The following is an 18,209-nucleotide window of genomic DNA, read 5'->3' as shown; positions in this document are numbered from 1 at the left end:
TTTGTAATTATGTTCTAAAAAACGTCGGAATTCTCTTTCAGTTTTTCTGTGTTTTCTACTAGTTGTAATTCGTCTATGATCTTCTGGATATCGCCATTGATGATGTTCCCAAGATCGTACAGGGTAAGACCAATGCGGTGATCGGTCACCCGGCCCTGCGCATAATTATAGGTACGTATCTTCGCACTCCTGTCTCCGCTAGAAACCATGGAGTTTCGCTTGGCGGCATCGGCCTCCATCTTCTTGGCCAGCTCCTGTTCGTAAAGCCTTGACCTCAACACGCGGAAAGCTTTTTCCTTGTTTTTATGCTGAGATTTCTGATCCTGGCACTGCGCCACCAGTCCTGTGGGAATGTGGGTTAAACGCACCGCCGAATAGGTGGTGTTCACCGACTGCCCACCGGGCCCCGAAGAACAGAAATAATCAATCCGCACATCTTTAGGGTCAATCTCCACATCAAATTCTTCGGCTTCGGGCAATACCATCACCGTAGCAGCCGAGGTATGCACCCGGCCCTGGGTTTCGGTTTGAGGTACGCGCTGTACACGGTGTACCCCGGCTTCAAATTTTAAAGTTCCGTAGACATCTTCGCCCGTAACGTCAAAAATAATTTCCTTGAATCCGCCGCTGGTACCCTCGCTAAAGTCAACGATCTGGTGCTTCCAGCCTTTGCTTTCAATGTATTTGGTGTACATGCGGTAAAGGTCGCCGGCAAAAATACTGGCTTCGTCCCCACCGGTACCGGCGCGAATCTCCATCACCACGTTCTTGGCGTCTTCAGGGTCTTTTGGCACAAGCATCATCCTTATCTTCTCCTCCATTCCCGGGATCTGCTCTTTAGCTTCTTCAAGCTGAAGTTTGGCCATTTCGGTCATTTCGGGATCACTGCCATCGGCGATGATCTCTTCGGCCTCCTTTTTATTTTCGATAAGGCTCACGTACTCTGCGCGAACATCCATCAATTTCTTTAACTCCTTGTACTCTTTGTTCAGCTCTATATAACGCTTTTGATCGGCAATCACATCGGGCTGAATGATCAGGTCATTCACCTCGTCAAAGCGTTGCTTCACAATATTCAGTTTCTCGATCATAACATCTCCTTAAAGTGGCAAATTTACGATAAATCCGTCGGATTTCTGAAAAGGATTTGTGCCGGAGATAAAAATTATTCAGCAAGGCCAGGCTCGATATTACAAAGATTTTTCTCGCAAAGACGCCAAAGGAAAAAACGCAGAGATCAGCAGGTAATTCTAATTAAAGCTTCTTTTGTATCTTTAGAACAATGACTGCAATTAAGAAGATAGGCCTGGGTGGAGGTTGCCACTGGTGTACCGAAGCGGTGTTCCAGGCGGTGGAAGGCGTGGTGAAAGTAGAGCAGGGATACATTGCCTCTCACGCTCCCGCCAATGCTTTCTCTGAAGCTGTGATTGTACATTACCTGCCAAAAATGGCAAATTTGGAGCGGCTTTTAGAGGTGCACCTTCACACGCACAATTCCACTTCAAATCATTCATTCCGGGAAAAATATCGAAGTGCGGTTTATTTTTTCTCTTCGGAAGAGGAAATTGAAATTAGAAATATCCTGAAAAAACTTCAGCAGCAGTTTGAGGAACCACTGGTGACACAGGTTTTGGCATTTGCGGAATTTAAGGCTTCAAGGGAGCAGATACGAGATTACTACAGAAAAAATCCGGATGCTCCGTTTTGTAGGAGGTATATCGAACCGAAGTTAAAATTCCTGAAAGAAGAGTCTTTAATTTCTCGCAAAGGGCGCAAAGGCTAAACGCAGAAAACGCAGATTCTATAGATTATTTACTAATCTATGGATTCCTTCCTTAAGTGTTTTACAATTAAAATTTATAAGCAAACCCAGCTTCTTCTCAGAAAGTTTTAGATATGTTAGTAACTGAGAAAAATGTACTGGCGCAAGATTTTCTAAAGATTTTATTTCAACGATTACCTTGTTTTCGACAAGCAAATCAATTCTATAACCAACATCCATTTTAATTTCCTTATACACGAAAGGCATTGCAAGTTGCTGCTGTACTGTTAAACCTGCACTCTTAAGCTCATAAGCCAAAGCGTTTTCATAGGCAGATTCGAGAAGTCCCGCCCCCACCTTACGATGAAGCTCCATGGCGCAGCCAATAATCCTGAAGGAAATCTCATTTTCTGTCATTCAATTAAGTTACAAAATCTTCGCGGTCTCTGCGCAAAAGCTTTGCGGTCTCTGCGAGAACCGTATTACAAATATTCAAACTCCCCAAACTCACTCCTAATCGTTAGTTTCTTTTCTTCTGAAGCTTCTACCCTACCCACTATTTGTGCATCTACGTTGAAGGATTTGGAGATTGCTATAATATCCTGAGCTACAGATTCATTTACATAAAGCTCCATCCTATGCCCCATGTTGAACACCTGGTACATCTCCTTCCAGTCGGTTTTGCTTTCCTGCTGAATGAGTTTAAATAATGGCGGGACCTCAAAAAGGTTGTCTTTTACCACATGAACGTTATTTACGAAATGTAAGACCTTGGTTTGTGCGCCCCCACTGCAGTGTACCATTCCAAAAATGTCATTTTTAGAGTACTTTTCGAGAATCTTTTTAATCACCGGAGCATAAGTACGGGTGGGAGAAAGCACGAGTTTACCCGCATCTATAGGACTGCCTTCAACTGCATCGGTGAGTTTTCTGGAGCCACTGTAGACAAGTTCATTGGGGATGGAAGCGTCAAAACTTTCGGGATATTTATCAGCTAAGCTCTTTCCGAAGACATCGTGGCGCGCAGAGGTGAGCCCGTTGCTGCCCATGCCGCCGTTGTATTCTTTCTCGTAAGTTGCCTGTCCAAAAGAAGCCAGGCCAACAATCACATTTCCGGGTTTGATGCTGGCATTGTCGATAACATCGCTGCGCTTCATCCTTGCGGTTACGGTAGAATCTACGATTATGGTGCGTACCAGATCACCAACATCTGCAGTTTCACCGCCGGTGGAATGTATATTTATCCCAAAGTTTTTTAGGTCGTCAAGAAGCTCTTCGGTACCGTTGATTATGGCTGAGATCACTTCACCGGGCACCAGGTTCTTATTACGCCCAATGGTTGAAGAAAGCATGATGTTATCTACGGCACCAACGCACAGCAGGTCGTCAATGTTCATGATAAGCGCATCCTGGGCAATTCCTTTCCACACATTGAGGTCGCCGGTTTCCTTCCAGTACATGTAAGCAAGGGAAGATTTGGTTCCGGCACCATCGGCATGCATAATGAGGCAGTAATCTTCATCGCCGGTAAGATGATCGGGCACGATTTTGCAAAAGGCTTTTGGGAAAAGTCCTTTATTGACATTCTTAATGGCGTTGTGAACGTCTTCTTTCCCGGCAGAAACTCCGCGGCCGGCATATCTTTTACTTACTTCCTGGCTCATGTAAATGGATTTGCTGGTCAAAGATAATTAGTTTAGGTTTTTTGACCTTCGGTTTTGTGCAATAAAAAAAGGCACCAAAAAATAAGGTGCCTTAAAAATGGTTTTTTCAGAAGAAATTATCTAGTGAATAGTAGTTCGCGGTACTTGGTCAATGGCCAAATCTCGTCGTCTATCAACAATTCCAGTTTATCACAGTGGTAACGGATGGTTTCAAAGAAAGGCTTGACATCATTGCAATATGCAAAAGCTTTTTCTTCGGCATCTTCAAGTTTATTTGCCTTTTTACGCGCCTCGATCATTTCAGTAATACCCGAATTTATCTTTTCGATTCTTTCTGAAATCTCTTTAATGATCTCGAGTTGCTCTTTTGAGTGTTCCTTGAAATCATCAGCAAAAATTTCTTTTAAGCCGCGTACATTCTTGATAAGGATGTTCTGGTACCTAATGGCTGTGGGGATCACGTGGTTACGGGCAATATCCCCAAGGATACGGCTTTCAATTTGCACCCTCATGATGTATTCTTCAAGCTGGATCTCATGACGCGCTTCAATCTCTATCTCGTTCATCACCCCAAGTTTGCGGTACATGTCTATGGTCTCTTTGTTCACGAGGGCTTTAAGAGCTTCGGGTGTATTTCGGTTGTTTGAAAGTCCGCGTTTTGCAGCTTCTTTTTCCCACTCTTCAGAGTATCCGTCTCCTTCGAAGCGAATATTTTTGGACTGCTTGATGTATTCCCTAAGCACGTTAAAGATGGCATCGTCCTTCTTCATTTTCTTTTTCTTCACAAGGCTGTCAACCTCTTTTTTGAAGTCTATAAGCTGCTTGGCCACTATAGAGTTAAGGGCAGTCATAGGTTCGGCACAGTTGGCTGTTGAGCCTACTGCACGGAATTCAAATTTGTTACCGGTGAAAGCAAAAGAAGAAGTCCTGTTTCTATCGGTATTATCCAGAAGGATTTCAGGAATTTTTCCAACTACATTTAATTTCAATTCAGTTTTCTCGGCAGGGGAAAGTTTCCCGTCGGTCACTTTTTCAAGCTCATCAAGGACTTCGGTTAACTGGGAACCAATAAATGTAGAGATAATTGCCGGCGGCGCTTCATTGGCACCAAGCCTGAAGTCGTTTGAAGCACTGGCAATAGTAGCTCTTAAAAGTTCCTCGTTATCATGAACGGCTTTGATGGTATTGATGAAAAATGTCAAAAACTGAAGGTTTTTCATTGGCGTAGAGCCCGGGCCCAAAAGGTTCACACCGGTATCTGTGCTCAACGACCAGTTATTGTGTTTTCCACTACCATTAATTCCTGCAAATGGCTTCTCATGGAAAAGAACCACAAAGCTGTGACGATCGGCCACTCTTTGCATAATGTCCATAAGCAGCGAGTTGTGGTCTACCGCCAGGTTGGCCTCTTCAAAAATTGGGGCAAGCTCAAACTGGTTTGGTGCCACCTCGTTATGCCTGGTTTTTACGGGAATCCCCAATAGCATACACTCTTTTTCAAGGTCTCTCATGTAGGCCAGAACCCGTGAGGGAATAGACCCAAAGTAATGGTCGTCTAACTGCTGGCCTTTAGCCGGGGAATGGCCAAGCAGGGTTCTTCCTGCCAGCTGTATGTCGGGCCTTGATGTTGCCAAAGCCGAATCTATTAAAAAATATTCCTGCTCCCATCCTAAAGTAGCCTGAACTTTACTTACATTTTTATCGAAGTATTTAGCCACATCGGTCGCAGCCTGGTCAACCGCCTGCAAGGCTCTTAAAAGTGGTGTTTTATAATCTAGCGCATCTCCAGTATAAGAAACGAATACACTGGGAATACATAAAGTAGTTCCATATATAAATGCCGGAGAAGTTGGGTCCCAGGCGGTATAACCCCGGGCTTCAAAAGTATTTCTTATTCCCCCGTTCGGGAAGCTTGAAGCATCGGGTTCCTGCTGTACAAGCTGCCCGCCCCCAAATTTCTCAATTGCCAGGCCATCGCCAATAGTTTCAAAAAAAGCATCGTGCTTTTCGGCAGTGCTCCCGGTAAGTGGCTGAAACCAGTGGGTATAATGGGTAGCCCCTTTAGAAATAGCCCATTCTTTCATTCCGGTAGAGATGTGATCGGCAATTGTGCGGTCAATCTTTTTTCCGGTTGCATTGGCCTCCTTGACACTTTGGTATGCCTCTTTAGTTAGGAATTGTCGCATCACACTTTCGCTGAAAACATTGCGGCCAAAAAGCTCTGAACGCCGTTCGTTTTCGTCGATTTCTAAAGGTTTGCGATTTAAAGTCTCCTTGAGTGCCTGGAATCTTAAAGTTGCCATTTATGAATGTGTTTTAGTGGTTAACGGCAACAAATATATTTAATATTTGTTTACACCCCCTAAAAATTTAGGGGAGGTTTTTAAAAATATTATATTTTATTAAGAAGACCCTGGTTATTTGCTACCCAATAAAAGCTAAACTCACAAAAACAGCATAGCCGGCAAAAAGCAGGAAACCTTTCCATCTGTTCAACGAAAATTTCTTCGGAAGCAAAGCCAGCGGAACTAGAATAAAGGCTATCCCTATCATCCAGAAGATATCGCTGCTTAGAATGGCATCAGATTTGACCAGGATAGGCTGAATTAAAGCGGTAATCCCCAATACCGAAGCAATGTTAAAGATATTGGAGCCAATGAGGTTTCCAAGGGAAATGGCTTTTTCCTGTTTCATAGCGGCAATGACCGAAGCCGCCAGCTCGGGCACACTGGTACCCACCGCGATCATGGTAACAGAGATCACCCTTTCGCTGACACCGAGGGCCGATGCCAGGTCAACAGCACCCGAAACCAGGAATTCCGATCCAAAGTAAAGAGCTGCACCTCCAATAATTAACCAGAGAATTGTCTTAAAGTTTGAAGCCACTTTAAGATCGGGATCTACTTCATCGGGCTGCAGTTCGGGCTTGCGGCGGGCACGACGAATCAGTAAAACAAGATAAAGTACAATGGCAGCAACCAGAATAATGCCCTCAATGCGGGAAAGTACATTGGCCGTAAACAGAAAGTAGTACAATGCCATGGAAAAGAGCATCATCACCGGCCAGTTGAACCTGAAAAATTCCCTGTCTATAACTAAAGGAGAGATCATGGCTGTAATTCCCAGCACCAGGCCTATGTTCGCAATGTTAGAACCTATGACATTACCCAGGGAAATATCCGAAAACCCTTCTAATGCCGCCTGCAGGCTCACCAGCAGCTCTGGCGCCGAGGTGGCAAAAGAGACCACGGTAAGACCAATAACCATTCGGGAAAGTTTCAGCTTTAAAGAAATTGCAACAGATGATCTCACAAGGAATTCACCTCCAACAACCAACAAAATAAAACCCAGGATAATAAATAGTACGCTCATCAATTTTTTTTTGCTAAGATAAAAGATTCTCAGCGAACGCGCCTATTTTAGCTCTTTTACAGAACATCAGCTTCAGTAAAGCTCAACTTTAAAAAAAATTTCAGAAGAAATACCAAGAGGCCCACAACTTAATGAGATGGCAGCACCTGTTTTCTTCTGAAGCAGGAAATTTCTGAAAATTAATATCTTTGATAGAAACCAACCGGCATGAAAAAGACATTTTTCAAGACACTTTCGAAGATCAATAAAAAGGTGCTCCCCAGCTACACAAAGAGACAGCTGGATTTGGCGAAAGCCACAAAAGTTCAAAAGGCTATTATTGGCTGGAAAACCTGGGTGACCAAAAATTCACTCTAAAAGTTAGTTCCAGGTTTAAGGTTCAAGGTTTAAGGTTTAAGGTTCAAGGTTCAAGGTTCAAGGTTTAAGGTTTGAATTTCTTTTTTTACTAAACCACAAACTAATAACCACAAACTAATAGCTAACCAGCGACACGACCTTGTAGGCTTCCAGTTTTTCCTTTCCGTTTAAGAAACCAAGGTCCATTAAGAAGTTGCACTGAACAATTTCACCACCCATTTTCTCTACCAGTTTACAAGCAGCAGCGGCAGTGCCTCCCGTGGCCAGCACATCATCGTGCACCAGTATCCTCTCCCCTTTTTTAATAGCATCGCTGTGCACCTCAAGCGTATCTTCCCCATATTCTAGCGCATAGCTCTCGCGGTAAGTTTCAAAAGGCAATTTTCCCGGCTTGCGAATGGGTACGAACCCGGCATTTAATTCCTGCGCCAGCAAAGTCGCAAAAAAGAAGCCCCGCGATTCAATGCCTACCACCTTATCTATTTTTTCACCTTCCAAAAATGACAAAAAAGCAGCCACTGTTTTTCGCGTGGCAGCCGCATCCTGGAGTAGCGGCGTTATGTCTTTATACACAATCCCTTTTTTGGGAAAATCATGTATGTCTCTAATATAAGTTTCAATATTGAACATAGGTGTGGTTTGCCTGCGAAGATAATAAGAAAAAGGTCTCTCCTGCCAGAGTTGGCATTACACATTTAGTAAAAACGCAACAAAGATTTATTAATCATTTAACTGCTATTGCTTTGTTCGGTCTTTACTTTAGACTGAACCTAAAAAAGCTTAAAAGATGAAAAATTTAAAAGACCTGTTTGAACACCAGCTGAAAGATTTGTACAGTGCCGAAACCCAGCTCGTAGATGCGCTTCCAAAATTGCAGAAGAACGCAAATGACGATAAGCTGAAAAAAGCTTTTGAGAACCACCTTAAAGAAACTGAAGGGCATGTAAAACGCCTTGAAGAAATCTGCGACAAACTGGGCATCAAACCAACCGGCGAAACCTGTAAGGCGATGCAGGGACTTGTGAAAGAAGCTGAGTCTTTTCTCAAAGAAGACACCGAAGAGGATGTACAGGATGCTGGTTTAATTGCCGAAGCGCAGAGAGTGGAACATTACGAAATTTCGGGCTATGGTACGGCCGTGCGTTACGCAAAAGAACTGGGGCATGACGACATTGCTGCCAAGCTTCAAAAGACCCTTGATGAGGAGTACAAGGCAGATAACCTTCTCACCGATATGGCCGAAGACCGCCTCAACCGCAAAGCAAAATCTTGATCGGGCTAGCAAAGCCAAAAAACCGCCTGTACTTTTGCCGGCGGTTTTCTTTTTTCATCCTTAAAATGTCTCAAAAAACACCTTTTTAAGAAACTTTTTGTCGTCTTCTTCTTCAATTGTCAAAAGAGAGTTAAGTGTCTTGTTTTACGAAAACGTTTGAGTAAAATTGCGTAACTTAAAGTATTGAGAAAAGAGATAGAATTTTAGATCAAAACAGTCATGAACAACGGGGAAATTAGAGTACTGACTTTGCGTCGCCTTTTAGACGATAACTTCGCAGGATCGAGGCTACTTCGCGGTTTGGCAGAATCCCTGAACGATGCTTCCCTGAAGAATTACTTTCAAAACCTTGCCTCCCGCCGTTCCCAATTCGCTATTGAGCTGGGAGAGGAAATCCATTTTTATACGGGTAAAAAAGTCCCTGCCTCTTCTACTCACTGGATCAAGAAATGGGAAGAACCTGGCCGTACAGGTAAAAATAAATGTTTGAAGAACGCTTTACGGGCCAAAAAACTAAGCCTTCAGAAGTACCAGGAAGCCCTCTGCCGCATCCATGATGGCAGTTGCCGCGAAGTACTCCTAAGGCACAAAGCCTACCTCGAGAACTGCATCTTCGAATTAAAAGCCCTTAAAAGCCTGCTTAAATACAGTGCGAAAACCGAAGACCAGTTAGATGAGATTCACAGTACTTCCTAAAAAACTGCTATGAAAGTCTGCCATGTGTAAAGCACTCCGTCATTACGGGGTGCTTTTACTTTTACAACTATGCGCGGGTTTTTTTATATTGCCGTTCCAATTCTCAATTTTTACTATGAACAAAAAATATTTCCTCTACATTCTGGCCTTTTTGAGCCTGCAGGCAACCTATGCGCAAACGTCTGACCTTACTGTGGAAAAGATCATGCAGGATCCTACCTGGATGGGTACGTTCCCTTCAAACGTGCAGTGGGGGCCAAACAGTGAATACATCTACTTCAGTTATAACCCCGAAAAAAATCCTGCCGATTCCCTTTACAGGGTCTCCCGTAAAACCCCCACCCAACTAGAAAAGGTTTCATGGCAGGACGAACAAAAATTAATTCCGCAGCAAGGCGATTTTAACCGGGCCCGGAATAAAAAAGTGTACACCCGTGAGGGCGTCCTTTATTTGTACGATCTACGCAAAGAAAAAGAGGAAAAGTTACTGGAACTCAGCGAAAGCCTTTCCAGTCCTCAGTTCCTAAACGATGAGGATAAAATCAGCTTTATTCTTGACAACAATGCTTACGTCTACAACCTTGACACAGGCACACTCAACAAATTGACCAACATTCGCACGGGGTCTCAAAAAGAGCAAAAAGACAGGGAACTTTCGGCACAGGATCAATGGCTACAGGATGAGAACCTGCAACTGCTCGAAGAAGTAAGGAAGCGAAAAGAAAACGAGGATGCCCAAAAAGCTTATCGCGATATGACGGCCAGCCCCGAAGCCTTTGCTTTCTATACTGGCGACAGGCACCTGCGAAACCTGCAGGTATCTCCTAACGCCGAGTATGTTACGTTCCAGCTTATCACAACTGCCGACGCTAAAGATACTGATGTACCCGATTACACCCACCTTTCGGGATATACGGTAAACCTCCCTGCCCGCAGCAAAGTGGGCAGCGCTCAGGCCACTATGGAAGCTATGGTCTATAACCTTGAGAAAGATACGGTTTACAAAGTTGAGACAGAAAACCTTCCCGGCATCAAAAACCTGCCAGATTACGTCAAAGATTATCCCGACAAAGAATGGAAAGAAGAAGTAAGAGAGGTATATCCCAATGGCCCTTGGTTCTCTGCTAATGGGGAAAAAGCCATTATGGTCATTAGGTCCCGGGACAATAAAGATCGCTGGATCGCGCAACTCGATCCTGAAACCGGCAACCTCAAATCACTTGACAGGCAAAGGGACGAGGCCTGGATAGCCGGCCCCGGCATTGGCTACTCATGGAGTGGCGGAGATATTGGCTGGTTGCCTGACAACAAAACCATCTATTTTCAAAGTGAAGAAACCGGTTATTCACATCTTTACCTGCTCAACGTAGAATCTGGCAAAAAGACCCAGCTCACCAGCGGTGATTTTGAGGTATTCGACCCTATGCTCTCCAATGACGGAAAAAGCTGGTACCTCACTACTTCGGAAGTTGATGCCGGCCAGAGGCACTTTTATAAAATGCCGGTGCGTGGCGGCAAAATGCAGCAGCTCACCAGCCTTACCGGAAACAACGAAGTGGCCCTGTCGCCAGATGAGAAATACATGGCGATTAGGTACTCCTACACCAACAAACCCTGGGAACTTTACCTCAAGAAAACTTCTGCTTCAGCCGAAGCAAAACAGGTAACTACAGGCCAGTCTCAAGAATTTCAGAAGTATGACTGGAGAGACCCTGAGCTTGTAAAGTTTGAAGCCAGGGATGGCGCAATGGTCCCTGCACGTTTATACAAACCTTCGGCCACGGCAAACAACGGGGCAGCAGTGGTGTTTGTTCACGGCGCCGGTTACCTGCAAAACGCACATAGCTGGTGGTCAAGCTACTTCAGGGAGTATATGTTCCACAACCTGCTGGCCGATTTAGGATACACCGTTCTCGATATAGATTACCGCGGAAGTGCCGGCTACGGCCGCGACTGGCGCACCGGTATTTACAGGCACATGGGAGGCAAAGACCTGGGCGACCAGGTAGACGGCGTGAAATATTTGATTGCCGAACACGGCGTAAACCCCGAAAAAGTAGGAATTTACGGGGGCAGCTATGGAGGTTTTATCACCCTCATGGCAATGTTCACAGAACCGGACACCTTTGAAGCTGGCGCTGCCCTGCGTTCGGTGACAGATTGGGCACATTACAACCACGGCTATACTTCAAACATCCTCAATGAGCCGGTGAATGACCCTATCGCCTATAAACGCTCCTCACCTATTTATTTTGCTGAAGGATTTGAAGGAAACCTCTTGATCGCCCACGGAATGATAGATATTAACGTACACTTTCAGGATGTGGTGAGACTGGCCCAAAGACTGATTGAACTGAAAAAAGAAAACTGGGAAATGGCCGTATACCCTGTAGAAGACCACGGCTTTACCCAGCCCAGCAGCTGGACCGATGAATACCGAAGAATCCTGAAGCTGTTCAACGAGACCCTGCTCGACTAAACCTGTCAAAAAGGGCAAAAAAGAGGCTGCTTTTAAAGCTGTAAAACCTTATCCTGAATTTATTCCAGAATTTTATCTGACTCATTTTCAGAAAAAAACTTCTTCAGGAAGAGTTCAGGATGACAAAAATGGCTTTTGAGGCAGCCTCTTTGTATTCACACCGCCCCTGCACTTCCAGAATCGGAGTATTTTTCCTACCTTTAATACTCTAATTTATTTCAACCATGAAAAAGATCCTTGTAGCGATCAACATTGAGAAAAATGCCGATCGTTTATTAGCCAAAGCCGAAGAGTTTGCTCAAGCTTTTGGATCCAAGATCTGGATCCTGCACGTAAGTGAACCCGATCCCGACGATTACCTGGGGCTGGAAGCCGGGCCACAATACGCTCAGGACAAACGTGTGGAAAACCGCAAAAAAGAAGGCGAACTGGTAAAACGTATGGCCGAAAGCCTGCAACAAAAGAACATTGAAGCCGAAGCCGTACAACTAAAAGGATCTACGGTAAAAATGATCAAAAAAGAGGTGCAAAACATCAATGCCGACCTGGTGATTGCCGGGCACCACAAAAAGAACTTCTTTTATGATATGTTTGTGGGCAGCATAGGCCAGGACCTCATGGATGAGCTTGATGTTCCTGTGTTACTTGTTCCGGTTAAACACAGATCCAAAAAGTAGCTTGTAAGAAGAAAATAAAGTTTTTAATGAATTTGTAAGAATATTCTTTCATATTAAAATCAGCTTCTGGGTTAAAGTGGATGTTTTTATCGCTTAAGTAGCCAACTTCGTAGTTTTCAATAGGTCGAGGGAATATTTTTTGATTATATTTGTTTCGCCTTTAACAAAAGATTAGGAACAAAGGCAGCTTTTATATTTGTATCCCCCTGCAATGAGAGAAAACTGCTGGAAAGACATTTTTGAGGCTATCCCTCTTGCCTGTCTGGTCTTAAGACCGCAAGAACGGGGAGCATTCATTGTGGCAGAAGCAAACGCGGCTTACCTGGAAATACTGGGTAGATCACGAGAAGAATTATTAGAAAAAGACAGCCGGAAAGTTTTTCTTCCCAATCCCCGCATCAGGAACTACGGGAACGTTTCCTTTTTTGAAATTCTGGAGAAAGTTGCCAGATCGGGTGTGAAAGAAGAGACCAAAAATCTTCGGTACGACATCAAAAGCAAGGACACGGGAGCATTTGAAGAGCGCTACTTTAGTTCCCAAAATGTACCTATAAAGAACGAAGAGGGAAATGTGGAAGTCATTCTGCACTGCGTTCAGGAAGTTACGCTAGAGAACAAACGCAAGAAGCTTGACCGCGAGATTGAAGAAGAACTCAATTTGAGTCGGCAACAATTCAAAAATTTTATTGGGGATAACCCCGACGGACTTTACAGGCTCGATGTACAGGGCAATTTTTTGCATGTTAACGAGAGCCTTGCCCACATGGCCGGCCTGCCGGGAGAAGATTTGATCCATACCAATTTCCGGGATTTTTGCGCCCCTAATCACCGAAAACTCATTAGCGAGCAGTTCGAAAAAGCCCTTGGAGGAAAAGTAACTTCCTTTGAAGCCGATTTTATTTCCGCAGAAGGCAAACCGGGCTTTTTAAAGATTTTTTTGATGCCCATGTTCTTAAAAGGAAAAGTGGCCGAGGTGCACGGCATCGCAAAAGATATTACCCAGCTGAAGCAGAGCGAAAAAGTGATCATGGAAAAAAGCCGTTTTCTCGAGGTGAACGCGGCTTTTGTAAGTTCCCTTCTGGAAAAGGATATCAATAAAGAAGCACTCAAAAAAACCTTCGGAATTATAGCCGAGACCGTTGAAGCCGACAGGATGTACTATTTTGGTGCCGACCCCGACCAGGAAACAGGCGAGATATTGATAAGCCAGAAAGTTGAATGGTGCAGTGAGAATGCAAATCCTCAAATTGATAATAAGGAACTACAAAGAATGCCCTTAAAGAAGATCAGGGAAATCACTGCTCCCCTGGTAAAAAACCTCCCGTTTACTGCCACTTTTGACGAGCTGGCCCCGGGGGAATTAAGAGATATTTTCATTGAGCAGCAAATTAAGTCTATCCTGCTGCTCCCCATTTTTGTGGGAGATTGCCTCACAGGCTTTGTGGGGTTTGATGACTGTACTTCTCAACGTATATGGAAAGAAGAAGAAATCACCTTCCTGAGGAGCCTTACCCAAAACCTCACCAATGCCTTTGAGCGCAATGCCGCTTTGAAGAAGGCAAGGCTTAGCGAGGAAGAACTCAAACTGAGCGAACAGAAATTCCGTGCGCTGGTGCAGGAAGGATCCGATCTTATTGGGATTCTCGACATTTACGGGAACTATTCATTTGTAAGTGAAAATTACAAGAAGATCCTGGGCTTTGATCCGCAGGAGCTCATCGGGAAGAACGCACATGAGTTCATTCACCCCGAAGACTGGCCCAGGGTAAGGAAGCAGTTTTATCATCTAAAAGACCAAAAACAGGTGAAGATCTCACCTTTCAGGTTTAAAGACAAGAACCACGATTACCGCTGGGTACAAACCACAGCCACAAACCTTTTAAAAGATTCTGCCGTTAAAGGAATTGTTGCCAATTCGCGAGATATCACCACAGTAATTGAGCAGGCCAGGGAAATTGAGCATATCAACGAACGCTATCAACTGGCGGCAACTGCCACGCAAGACCTTATTTACGACTGGGACCTCGAGAAAAATGAAGTCACCCGTTTCCACAGAGGGCCGCAGGAGTTGTTCGGGTATTCTGCTGAAGTGGTAAACCGCTACGATTTCTGGAGAAATAACGTGCACCCCGAAGATAAACCGGCTGAAAAGAAAAAACTGGCCTCTATCATCTCCAATCCTGCAGAAGATTTTATCAAAACAGAATACCGCTTCAGGAAGGCCGACGGCACTTATGCCCGCGTGGTAGACCGCGGGTACATCATTAGGGACAATACCGGCAAAGCGGTTCGGCTCATTGGTGCCACCAGCGATATTTCAGAAATCACCACCAAAAAAGAGGCTTTAAAGATCGCCAACAAACGTTTCAAAATGGCCATGAAAGCCACTAATGAGATGATTTGGGACTGGGACATCGCGACCGACTCGGTGACCCGAAGCAAGGGCTACAAAAAGATCTTTGGGTACGATGCCACCCAGGCCACCACGGTTCACTCTTTCTGGCTTAAAAAAGTGGTTGACGAAGACAGGGAAAAGGTGCAACGTTCTCTCGCCTATGCCGTAAACAATACCGATGTTAAAAAATGGAAGCTTGAATACCGCTTTATAAAGGCCGACGGCAGCATTGCCCACATTATAGACCGCGGCTACATTTTGCGTGACAGCAACGGCAAAGCTACCAGAATGGTGGGCGCGGTGCTCGATGTTACCAATTCCAGGAGGCTGCTCCAAAAAGTGCAAAAACAAAACAAGGTTTTGAAGGAAATTGCCTGGGAACAATCTCACGTGGTGCGGGCCCCACTGGCACGCATAAAAGGCCTTTTGCACCTGCTGGAAGAAGAGCTTTTCCAGGAAATGTCAAAAGAAGAAGTTCTTTTTCACATGAAAGAATCGGCTAACGAGCTTGATGATATCATTCGCAATATTGTAGAAAAAACTGAAAAGATTAATGTTGAAGCCAGATAATGCAGGTTGCTTGGAAATTCTGGTAGTTGATGACGATAAGGTAGTTACTTTATTGCACAAGAACAGCCTGAAATCTGCCAGAATTGAACCATCTCCAGTACTTTGCTACAACGGCAGGGAGGCGCTTGATTATCTTCGGAAGAATGACAGGCCCAATAAGCACTTTCTCCTCCTGCTAGACCTTAACATGCCCGTGCTTGACGGCTGGAAAGTCCTGAAACAGCTTAAGAAAAATCCGATGCAAGCCGAAGTTTTTGTGGTAGTGGTAACTTCTTCCATCAATCACCAGGATTTCGCAAGAGCCCAGAAGTATCAACACGTGATACACTATTGCCGAAAACCCCTCACCGTGGCCTGCACCCTGAAGATCAAAAACCTTGAAGCCCTGCGGAAATTCTTTTTCCGCAATGTGGAAGAAAATCAGGAAAACTAGAGCCTGGGTGTCAAAAATGGCATTTTCAAGCTCATTTATTCTTCAGAAATATTTACCTTGAAGCAAAAATGAAGCAGGTAATTACTGCCTTTGCAGGATACGGTTCGGGCGGAAGCATCTATAACGCCCCCATACTTAAGAGCGTAGAAGGCTTTACAGTCAAAAAGATACTCACCTCAAGCCCTAAGAATATTGAAGCCGCAAAAAAGGACTTTCCGAAGGCTGAAATTGTAAGCAACTATTCAAAGATCCTTGAAGATCCCGAAATTGAGCTTGTTATTTTGGTACTTCCCAACCACCTTCACTTCGATTTTGCTGAAAAGGCCTTAAAGGCAGGAAAAAATGTGTTAACAGAGAAGCCTTTTACGCCCCACGTGCGGGAAGCCAATGAACTCATTAAGCTGGCGCATGAAAAAAACCTGCTGCTCAGCGTTCACCACAACCGGCGCTGGGACAGCGATTATCTAAGTCTAAAAAAAGTTGTTGAAAATGGCCTTTTAGGCAGGGTGGTAGAATATGAAGCCCATTTTGACCGTTTCAGGAACCAGGTGAAAAGCGGCTGGAAAGAACAGAAAGAAAATCCCGGCAGCGGAATACTCTACGACCTGGGCAGCCACCTCATAGACCAGGCACTCAACCTTTTCGGACTTCCGCAGGAGATCTTTGCCGATATAAGAACCCAACGGGACGGCGCAACAGTACCCGATGCCTTTGAACTCCTCCTCTTCTACCCTCAGCTAAAGGTCACTTTAAAAGCAGGCACGCTGGTCAAAGAAAAAGGGCCGACTTACCAGGTTTTTGGCACCCGCGGCAGTTTTGTAAAATACGGTGCCGACCCGCAGGAAGAATTTCTGAAAAATGGCATAAGCCCAAAAGACACCCCTAACTGGGGTATGGAACCGAAAGAAATCTGGGGCAGGCTTAATACCATAAATGAAGAAAGGCTCGTGGAAAGTGAACGCGGAAATTACCCGTTCTTGTACCAGAACCTATACAACGTGCTTACCCGCGGCGAAAGCCCCGCAGTAACACCTCAACAGGCACGAGACGTAATTAGGGTTATAGAGGCTGCCCAGCAAAGTCATGATGAGCGCCGGGTGATCACTTTTGGCTGAGAGGTTTTCCCGCTTCCTTTAGTTTCAGGAAATATCTTTTTGCCTCCTTCAGTACACGCGGGGCCATGATGAGCGTAGCGGTCATGGTGGGAATTGCCATCAATGCAAAAAATCCGTCGATAAGGTTGATCATCATACTCAGCGAGGTGGTCGCCCCTAAGAGTATACTCAGAATGTAGAAATAATTGTAGTAATGCTTGTTTTGGGCACCAATCAAGAACGAAAGACATTTGCTTCCGTAGTAAGAATAAGAGAACAGCGAAGAGATACTGAAGATCGCAATACACACCAGCAGCAGGTAGTTGCCGTAACCCGGAATGGAAGCGTTGAAAGCCGCAGCTGTTAGGCTCACCCCGTTCACATCGTGTGTTTGCCAAACCCCGGTAACCAGAATGGCCATCCCGGTAAGGGAGCACACAATGAGCGTATCTATGGCCGGCCCCAGCATGGCAACGAGACCTTCGCGCACAGGTTCGGCAGTTTTTGCAGCACCGTGGGCCATAGGCGCAGTACCTATCCCCGCTTCATTTGAAAAAGCGCCGCGGCGAATTCCCAAAATTATTAACCCGCCCAGCATACCTCCCAAAAATGGCTCCCCTGCGTAATTTTCAGCTGCAAAGGCATCGGTGAAGATCAGTTTAAAGTAGTAAGGCACCTGCTCGAGATTCACGAAAAGGATAATGAGCACGGCCACAAAATAAAGCCCCACCATTACCGGAACCATCTTTGAAACCGTGTTACTTATACGGGTGAGACCGCCGTAGATCACCACTGCGGTGATCATGGCCAGGATGACTCCAATGATAAGGTTTGAAGTAAGCGTAATTTCGATCCCGTTGGGTGTTAACAGAATGTAATTTATGGCCTGGGTAAGCTGGTTAACGTTGAAGACCGGCAAAGCCCCAACAAGTCCGGCAACACTAAAAAATGCGGCCATGATCCACCATTTTCGGCCGAGGCCTTCGGTGATAAAATACATAGGCCCGCCCTGAAGTTTGCCTTCGGAATCTTTTCCGCGGTACATCACTGCCAAGGTATTGGTAAAAAACTTTGTAGCCATCCCAATTATGGCACTTATCCACAACCAGAACATGGCACCAGGGCCTCCAATGGCGATTGCCACTGCCACACCGGCGATATTTCCCATCCCAATAGTGGAAGACAATGCCGTGGAAAGCGCCTTAAAATGATTGATCTCCCCCGGGTCGTTAGGATCATCGTATTTTCCCCGAAGCACCTCCAGGGAATGCCCCAGGTACCTGAAAGGAAGGAATTTTGAAAGTATTAGAAGATATAATCCGCCACCCGTAAGTAAGATTAAAAGCGGAAGGCCCCAAACAAAGGAGGCGAATTGAGCTATGAACTCATCTAATTTTGCCATAAAGCAAATATAGCACTTGCGGGCTACTTTGCAAG

Annotated in this window: 16 protein-coding genes; 9 read left to right on the top strand and 7 right to left on the bottom strand. The window is 45.0% G+C overall.

The features are described from left to right. Positions 1-14: 14 nt before the first annotated feature. Positions 15-1,091 carry a peptide chain release factor 1 gene (gene prfA, locus JRG66_RS11600; RefSeq protein ID WP_265162925.1) on the bottom strand — a complete coding sequence of 359 codons (1,077 nt, stop codon included), beginning with the start codon at positions 1,089-1,091 and terminating at the stop codon, positions 15-17. A gap of 191 nt (positions 1,092-1,282) precedes the next feature. Between prfA and JRG66_RS11595 the strand changes: the two genes are divergently transcribed. Beyond that, positions 1,283-1,783, top strand: coding sequence for a peptide-methionine (S)-S-oxide reductase (locus JRG66_RS11595; RefSeq protein WP_265162924.1), 501 nt, complete (start codon positions 1,283-1,285; stop codon positions 1,781-1,783). 18 nt (positions 1,784-1,801) lie between these two features. Here the strand turns inward: JRG66_RS11595 and JRG66_RS11590 are convergent, their stop codons facing one another. The 4 genes from JRG66_RS11590 to JRG66_RS11575 all read right to left on the bottom strand — a co-directional run bounded on the left by JRG66_RS11590 (position 1,802) and on the right by JRG66_RS11575 (position 6,798). Then, positions 1,802-2,179 (bottom strand): GxxExxY protein, encoded by a 378-nt coding sequence (locus JRG66_RS11590; RefSeq protein ID WP_265162923.1) that lies wholly within the window; start codon positions 2,177-2,179, stop codon positions 1,802-1,804. Positions 2,180-2,244: 65 nt separating this feature from the next. Beyond that, complete coding sequence (locus JRG66_RS11585; protein WP_265162922.1) at positions 2,245-3,426, bottom strand: AIR synthase related protein; 1,182 nt, start codon at positions 3,424-3,426, stop codon at positions 2,245-2,247. A 116-nt stretch (positions 3,427-3,542) separates the two neighbouring features. Next, entirely contained in the window at positions 3,543-5,729 is a 2,187-nt protein-coding gene (locus JRG66_RS11580; protein ID WP_265162921.1) for a glutamine synthetase III family protein, read from the bottom strand. A 121-nt stretch (positions 5,730-5,850) separates the two neighbouring features. Next, positions 5,851-6,798 carry a calcium/sodium antiporter gene (locus JRG66_RS11575; protein ID WP_265162920.1) on the bottom strand — a complete coding sequence of 316 codons (948 nt, stop codon included), beginning with the start codon at positions 6,796-6,798 and terminating at the stop codon, positions 5,851-5,853. Positions 6,799-7,005: 207 nt separating this feature from the next. On the opposite strand from JRG66_RS11575, the gene JRG66_RS11570 reads away from it, so the two are divergent. After that, positions 7,006-7,155, top strand: a complete 150-nt coding sequence (locus tag JRG66_RS11570) for an SsrA-binding protein (protein WP_265162919.1) — start codon at positions 7,006-7,008, stop codon at positions 7,153-7,155. A 114-nt stretch (positions 7,156-7,269) separates the two neighbouring features. Here the strand turns inward: JRG66_RS11570 and JRG66_RS11565 are convergent, their stop codons facing one another. Then, positions 7,270-7,785, bottom strand: a complete 516-nt coding sequence (locus tag JRG66_RS11565) for an adenine phosphoribosyltransferase (protein WP_265162918.1) — start codon at positions 7,783-7,785, stop codon at positions 7,270-7,272. Positions 7,786-7,942: 157 nt separating this feature from the next. Here JRG66_RS11565 and JRG66_RS11560 point away from each other — a divergent pair, with 157 nt between their 5' ends. The 7 genes from JRG66_RS11560 (at position 7,943) to JRG66_RS11530 (ending at position 16,793) form a co-directional block, all read left to right on the top strand. After that, the gene (locus tag JRG66_RS11560; protein ID WP_265162917.1) at positions 7,943-8,428 is read left to right on the top strand and encodes a YciE/YciF ferroxidase family protein; all 486 of its coding nucleotides are present in this window, start codon (positions 7,943-7,945) and stop codon (positions 8,426-8,428) included. A 219-nt stretch (positions 8,429-8,647) separates the two neighbouring features. After that, positions 8,648-9,124 (top strand): hypothetical protein, encoded by a 477-nt coding sequence (locus JRG66_RS11555; RefSeq protein WP_265162916.1) that lies wholly within the window; start codon positions 8,648-8,650, stop codon positions 9,122-9,124. Between the two features lie 115 nt (positions 9,125-9,239). Beyond that, positions 9,240-11,603 (top strand): S9 family peptidase, encoded by a 2,364-nt coding sequence (locus tag JRG66_RS11550; RefSeq protein WP_265162915.1) that lies wholly within the window; start codon positions 9,240-9,242, stop codon positions 11,601-11,603. Between the two features lie 224 nt (positions 11,604-11,827). Further along, positions 11,828-12,280 (top strand): universal stress protein, encoded by a 453-nt coding sequence (locus JRG66_RS11545; protein ID WP_265162914.1) that lies wholly within the window; start codon positions 11,828-11,830, stop codon positions 12,278-12,280. 211 nt (positions 12,281-12,491) lie between these two features. Then, positions 12,492-15,245 (top strand): PAS domain-containing protein, encoded by a 2,754-nt coding sequence (locus JRG66_RS11540; RefSeq protein ID WP_265162913.1) that lies wholly within the window; start codon positions 12,492-12,494, stop codon positions 15,243-15,245. Continuing rightward, complete coding sequence (locus tag JRG66_RS11535; RefSeq protein WP_265162912.1) at positions 15,229-15,678, top strand: response regulator; 450 nt, start codon at positions 15,229-15,231, stop codon at positions 15,676-15,678. Before JRG66_RS11540 ends, JRG66_RS11535 begins: the two co-directional genes overlap by 17 nt. Before the next feature lie 68 nt (positions 15,679-15,746). Next, complete coding sequence (locus JRG66_RS11530; RefSeq protein ID WP_265162911.1) at positions 15,747-16,793, top strand: Gfo/Idh/MocA family oxidoreductase; 1,047 nt, start codon at positions 15,747-15,749, stop codon at positions 16,791-16,793. On the opposite strand, the gene JRG66_RS11525 is transcribed toward JRG66_RS11530, so the two are convergent. Beyond that, positions 16,780-18,174, bottom strand: a complete 1,395-nt coding sequence (locus JRG66_RS11525) for an alanine/glycine:cation symporter family protein (protein WP_265162910.1) — start codon at positions 18,172-18,174, stop codon at positions 16,780-16,782. The genes JRG66_RS11530 and JRG66_RS11525 overlap by 14 nt on opposite strands. Positions 18,175-18,209 lie beyond the last annotated feature (35 nt).

It is taken from the genome of Salinimicrobium tongyeongense, from assembly GCF_026109735.1.
Lineage (GTDB): Bacteria > Bacteroidota > Bacteroidia > Flavobacteriales > Flavobacteriaceae > Salinimicrobium > Salinimicrobium tongyeongense.
The sequence above is the reverse complement of the archived record's forward strand: the minus strand, read 5'-3'. Positions and strand labels throughout refer to the sequence as shown.

Excerpts from the sequence above, each read along its gene's own strand:
- JRG66_RS11530 (WP_265162911.1), top strand. The coding sequence starts at position 15,747 with ATGAAGCAGGTAATTACTGCCTTTGCAGGATACGGTTCGGGCGGAAGC.
- JRG66_RS11565 (WP_265162918.1), bottom strand. The coding sequence starts at position 7,785 with ATGTTCAATATTGAAACTTATATTAGAGACATACATGATTTTCCCAAA.
- JRG66_RS11525 (WP_265162910.1), bottom strand. The coding sequence starts at position 18,174 with ATGGCAAAATTAGATGAGTTCATAGCTCAATTCGCCTCCTTTGTTTGG.
- JRG66_RS11545 (WP_265162914.1), top strand. The coding sequence starts at position 11,828 with ATGAAAAAGATCCTTGTAGCGATCAACATTGAGAAAAATGCCGATCGT.
- JRG66_RS11585 (WP_265162922.1), bottom strand. The coding sequence starts at position 3,426 with ATGAGCCAGGAAGTAAGTAAAAGATATGCCGGCCGCGGAGTTTCTGCC.
- JRG66_RS11540 (WP_265162913.1), top strand. The coding sequence starts at position 12,492 with ATGAGAGAAAACTGCTGGAAAGACATTTTTGAGGCTATCCCTCTTGCC.
- JRG66_RS11555 (WP_265162916.1), top strand. The coding sequence starts at position 8,648 with ATGAACAACGGGGAAATTAGAGTACTGACTTTGCGTCGCCTTTTAGAC.
- JRG66_RS11550 (WP_265162915.1), top strand. The coding sequence starts at position 9,240 with ATGAACAAAAAATATTTCCTCTACATTCTGGCCTTTTTGAGCCTGCAG.
- JRG66_RS11580 (WP_265162921.1), bottom strand. The coding sequence starts at position 5,729 with ATGGCAACTTTAAGATTCCAGGCACTCAAGGAGACTTTAAATCGCAAA.
- JRG66_RS11590 (WP_265162923.1), bottom strand. The coding sequence starts at position 2,179 with ATGACAGAAAATGAGATTTCCTTCAGGATTATTGGCTGCGCCATGGAG.
- prfA (WP_265162925.1), bottom strand. The coding sequence starts at position 1,091 with ATGATCGAGAAACTGAATATTGTGAAGCAACGCTTTGACGAGGTGAAT.
- JRG66_RS11570 (WP_265162919.1), top strand. The coding sequence starts at position 7,006 with ATGAAAAAGACATTTTTCAAGACACTTTCGAAGATCAATAAAAAGGTG.
- JRG66_RS11575 (WP_265162920.1), bottom strand. The coding sequence starts at position 6,798 with ATGAGCGTACTATTTATTATCCTGGGTTTTATTTTGTTGGTTGTTGGA.
- JRG66_RS11535 (WP_265162912.1), top strand. The coding sequence starts at position 15,229 with ATGTTGAAGCCAGATAATGCAGGTTGCTTGGAAATTCTGGTAGTTGAT.
- JRG66_RS11595 (WP_265162924.1), top strand. The coding sequence starts at position 1,283 with ATGACTGCAATTAAGAAGATAGGCCTGGGTGGAGGTTGCCACTGGTGT.
- JRG66_RS11560 (WP_265162917.1), top strand. The coding sequence starts at position 7,943 with ATGAAAAATTTAAAAGACCTGTTTGAACACCAGCTGAAAGATTTGTAC.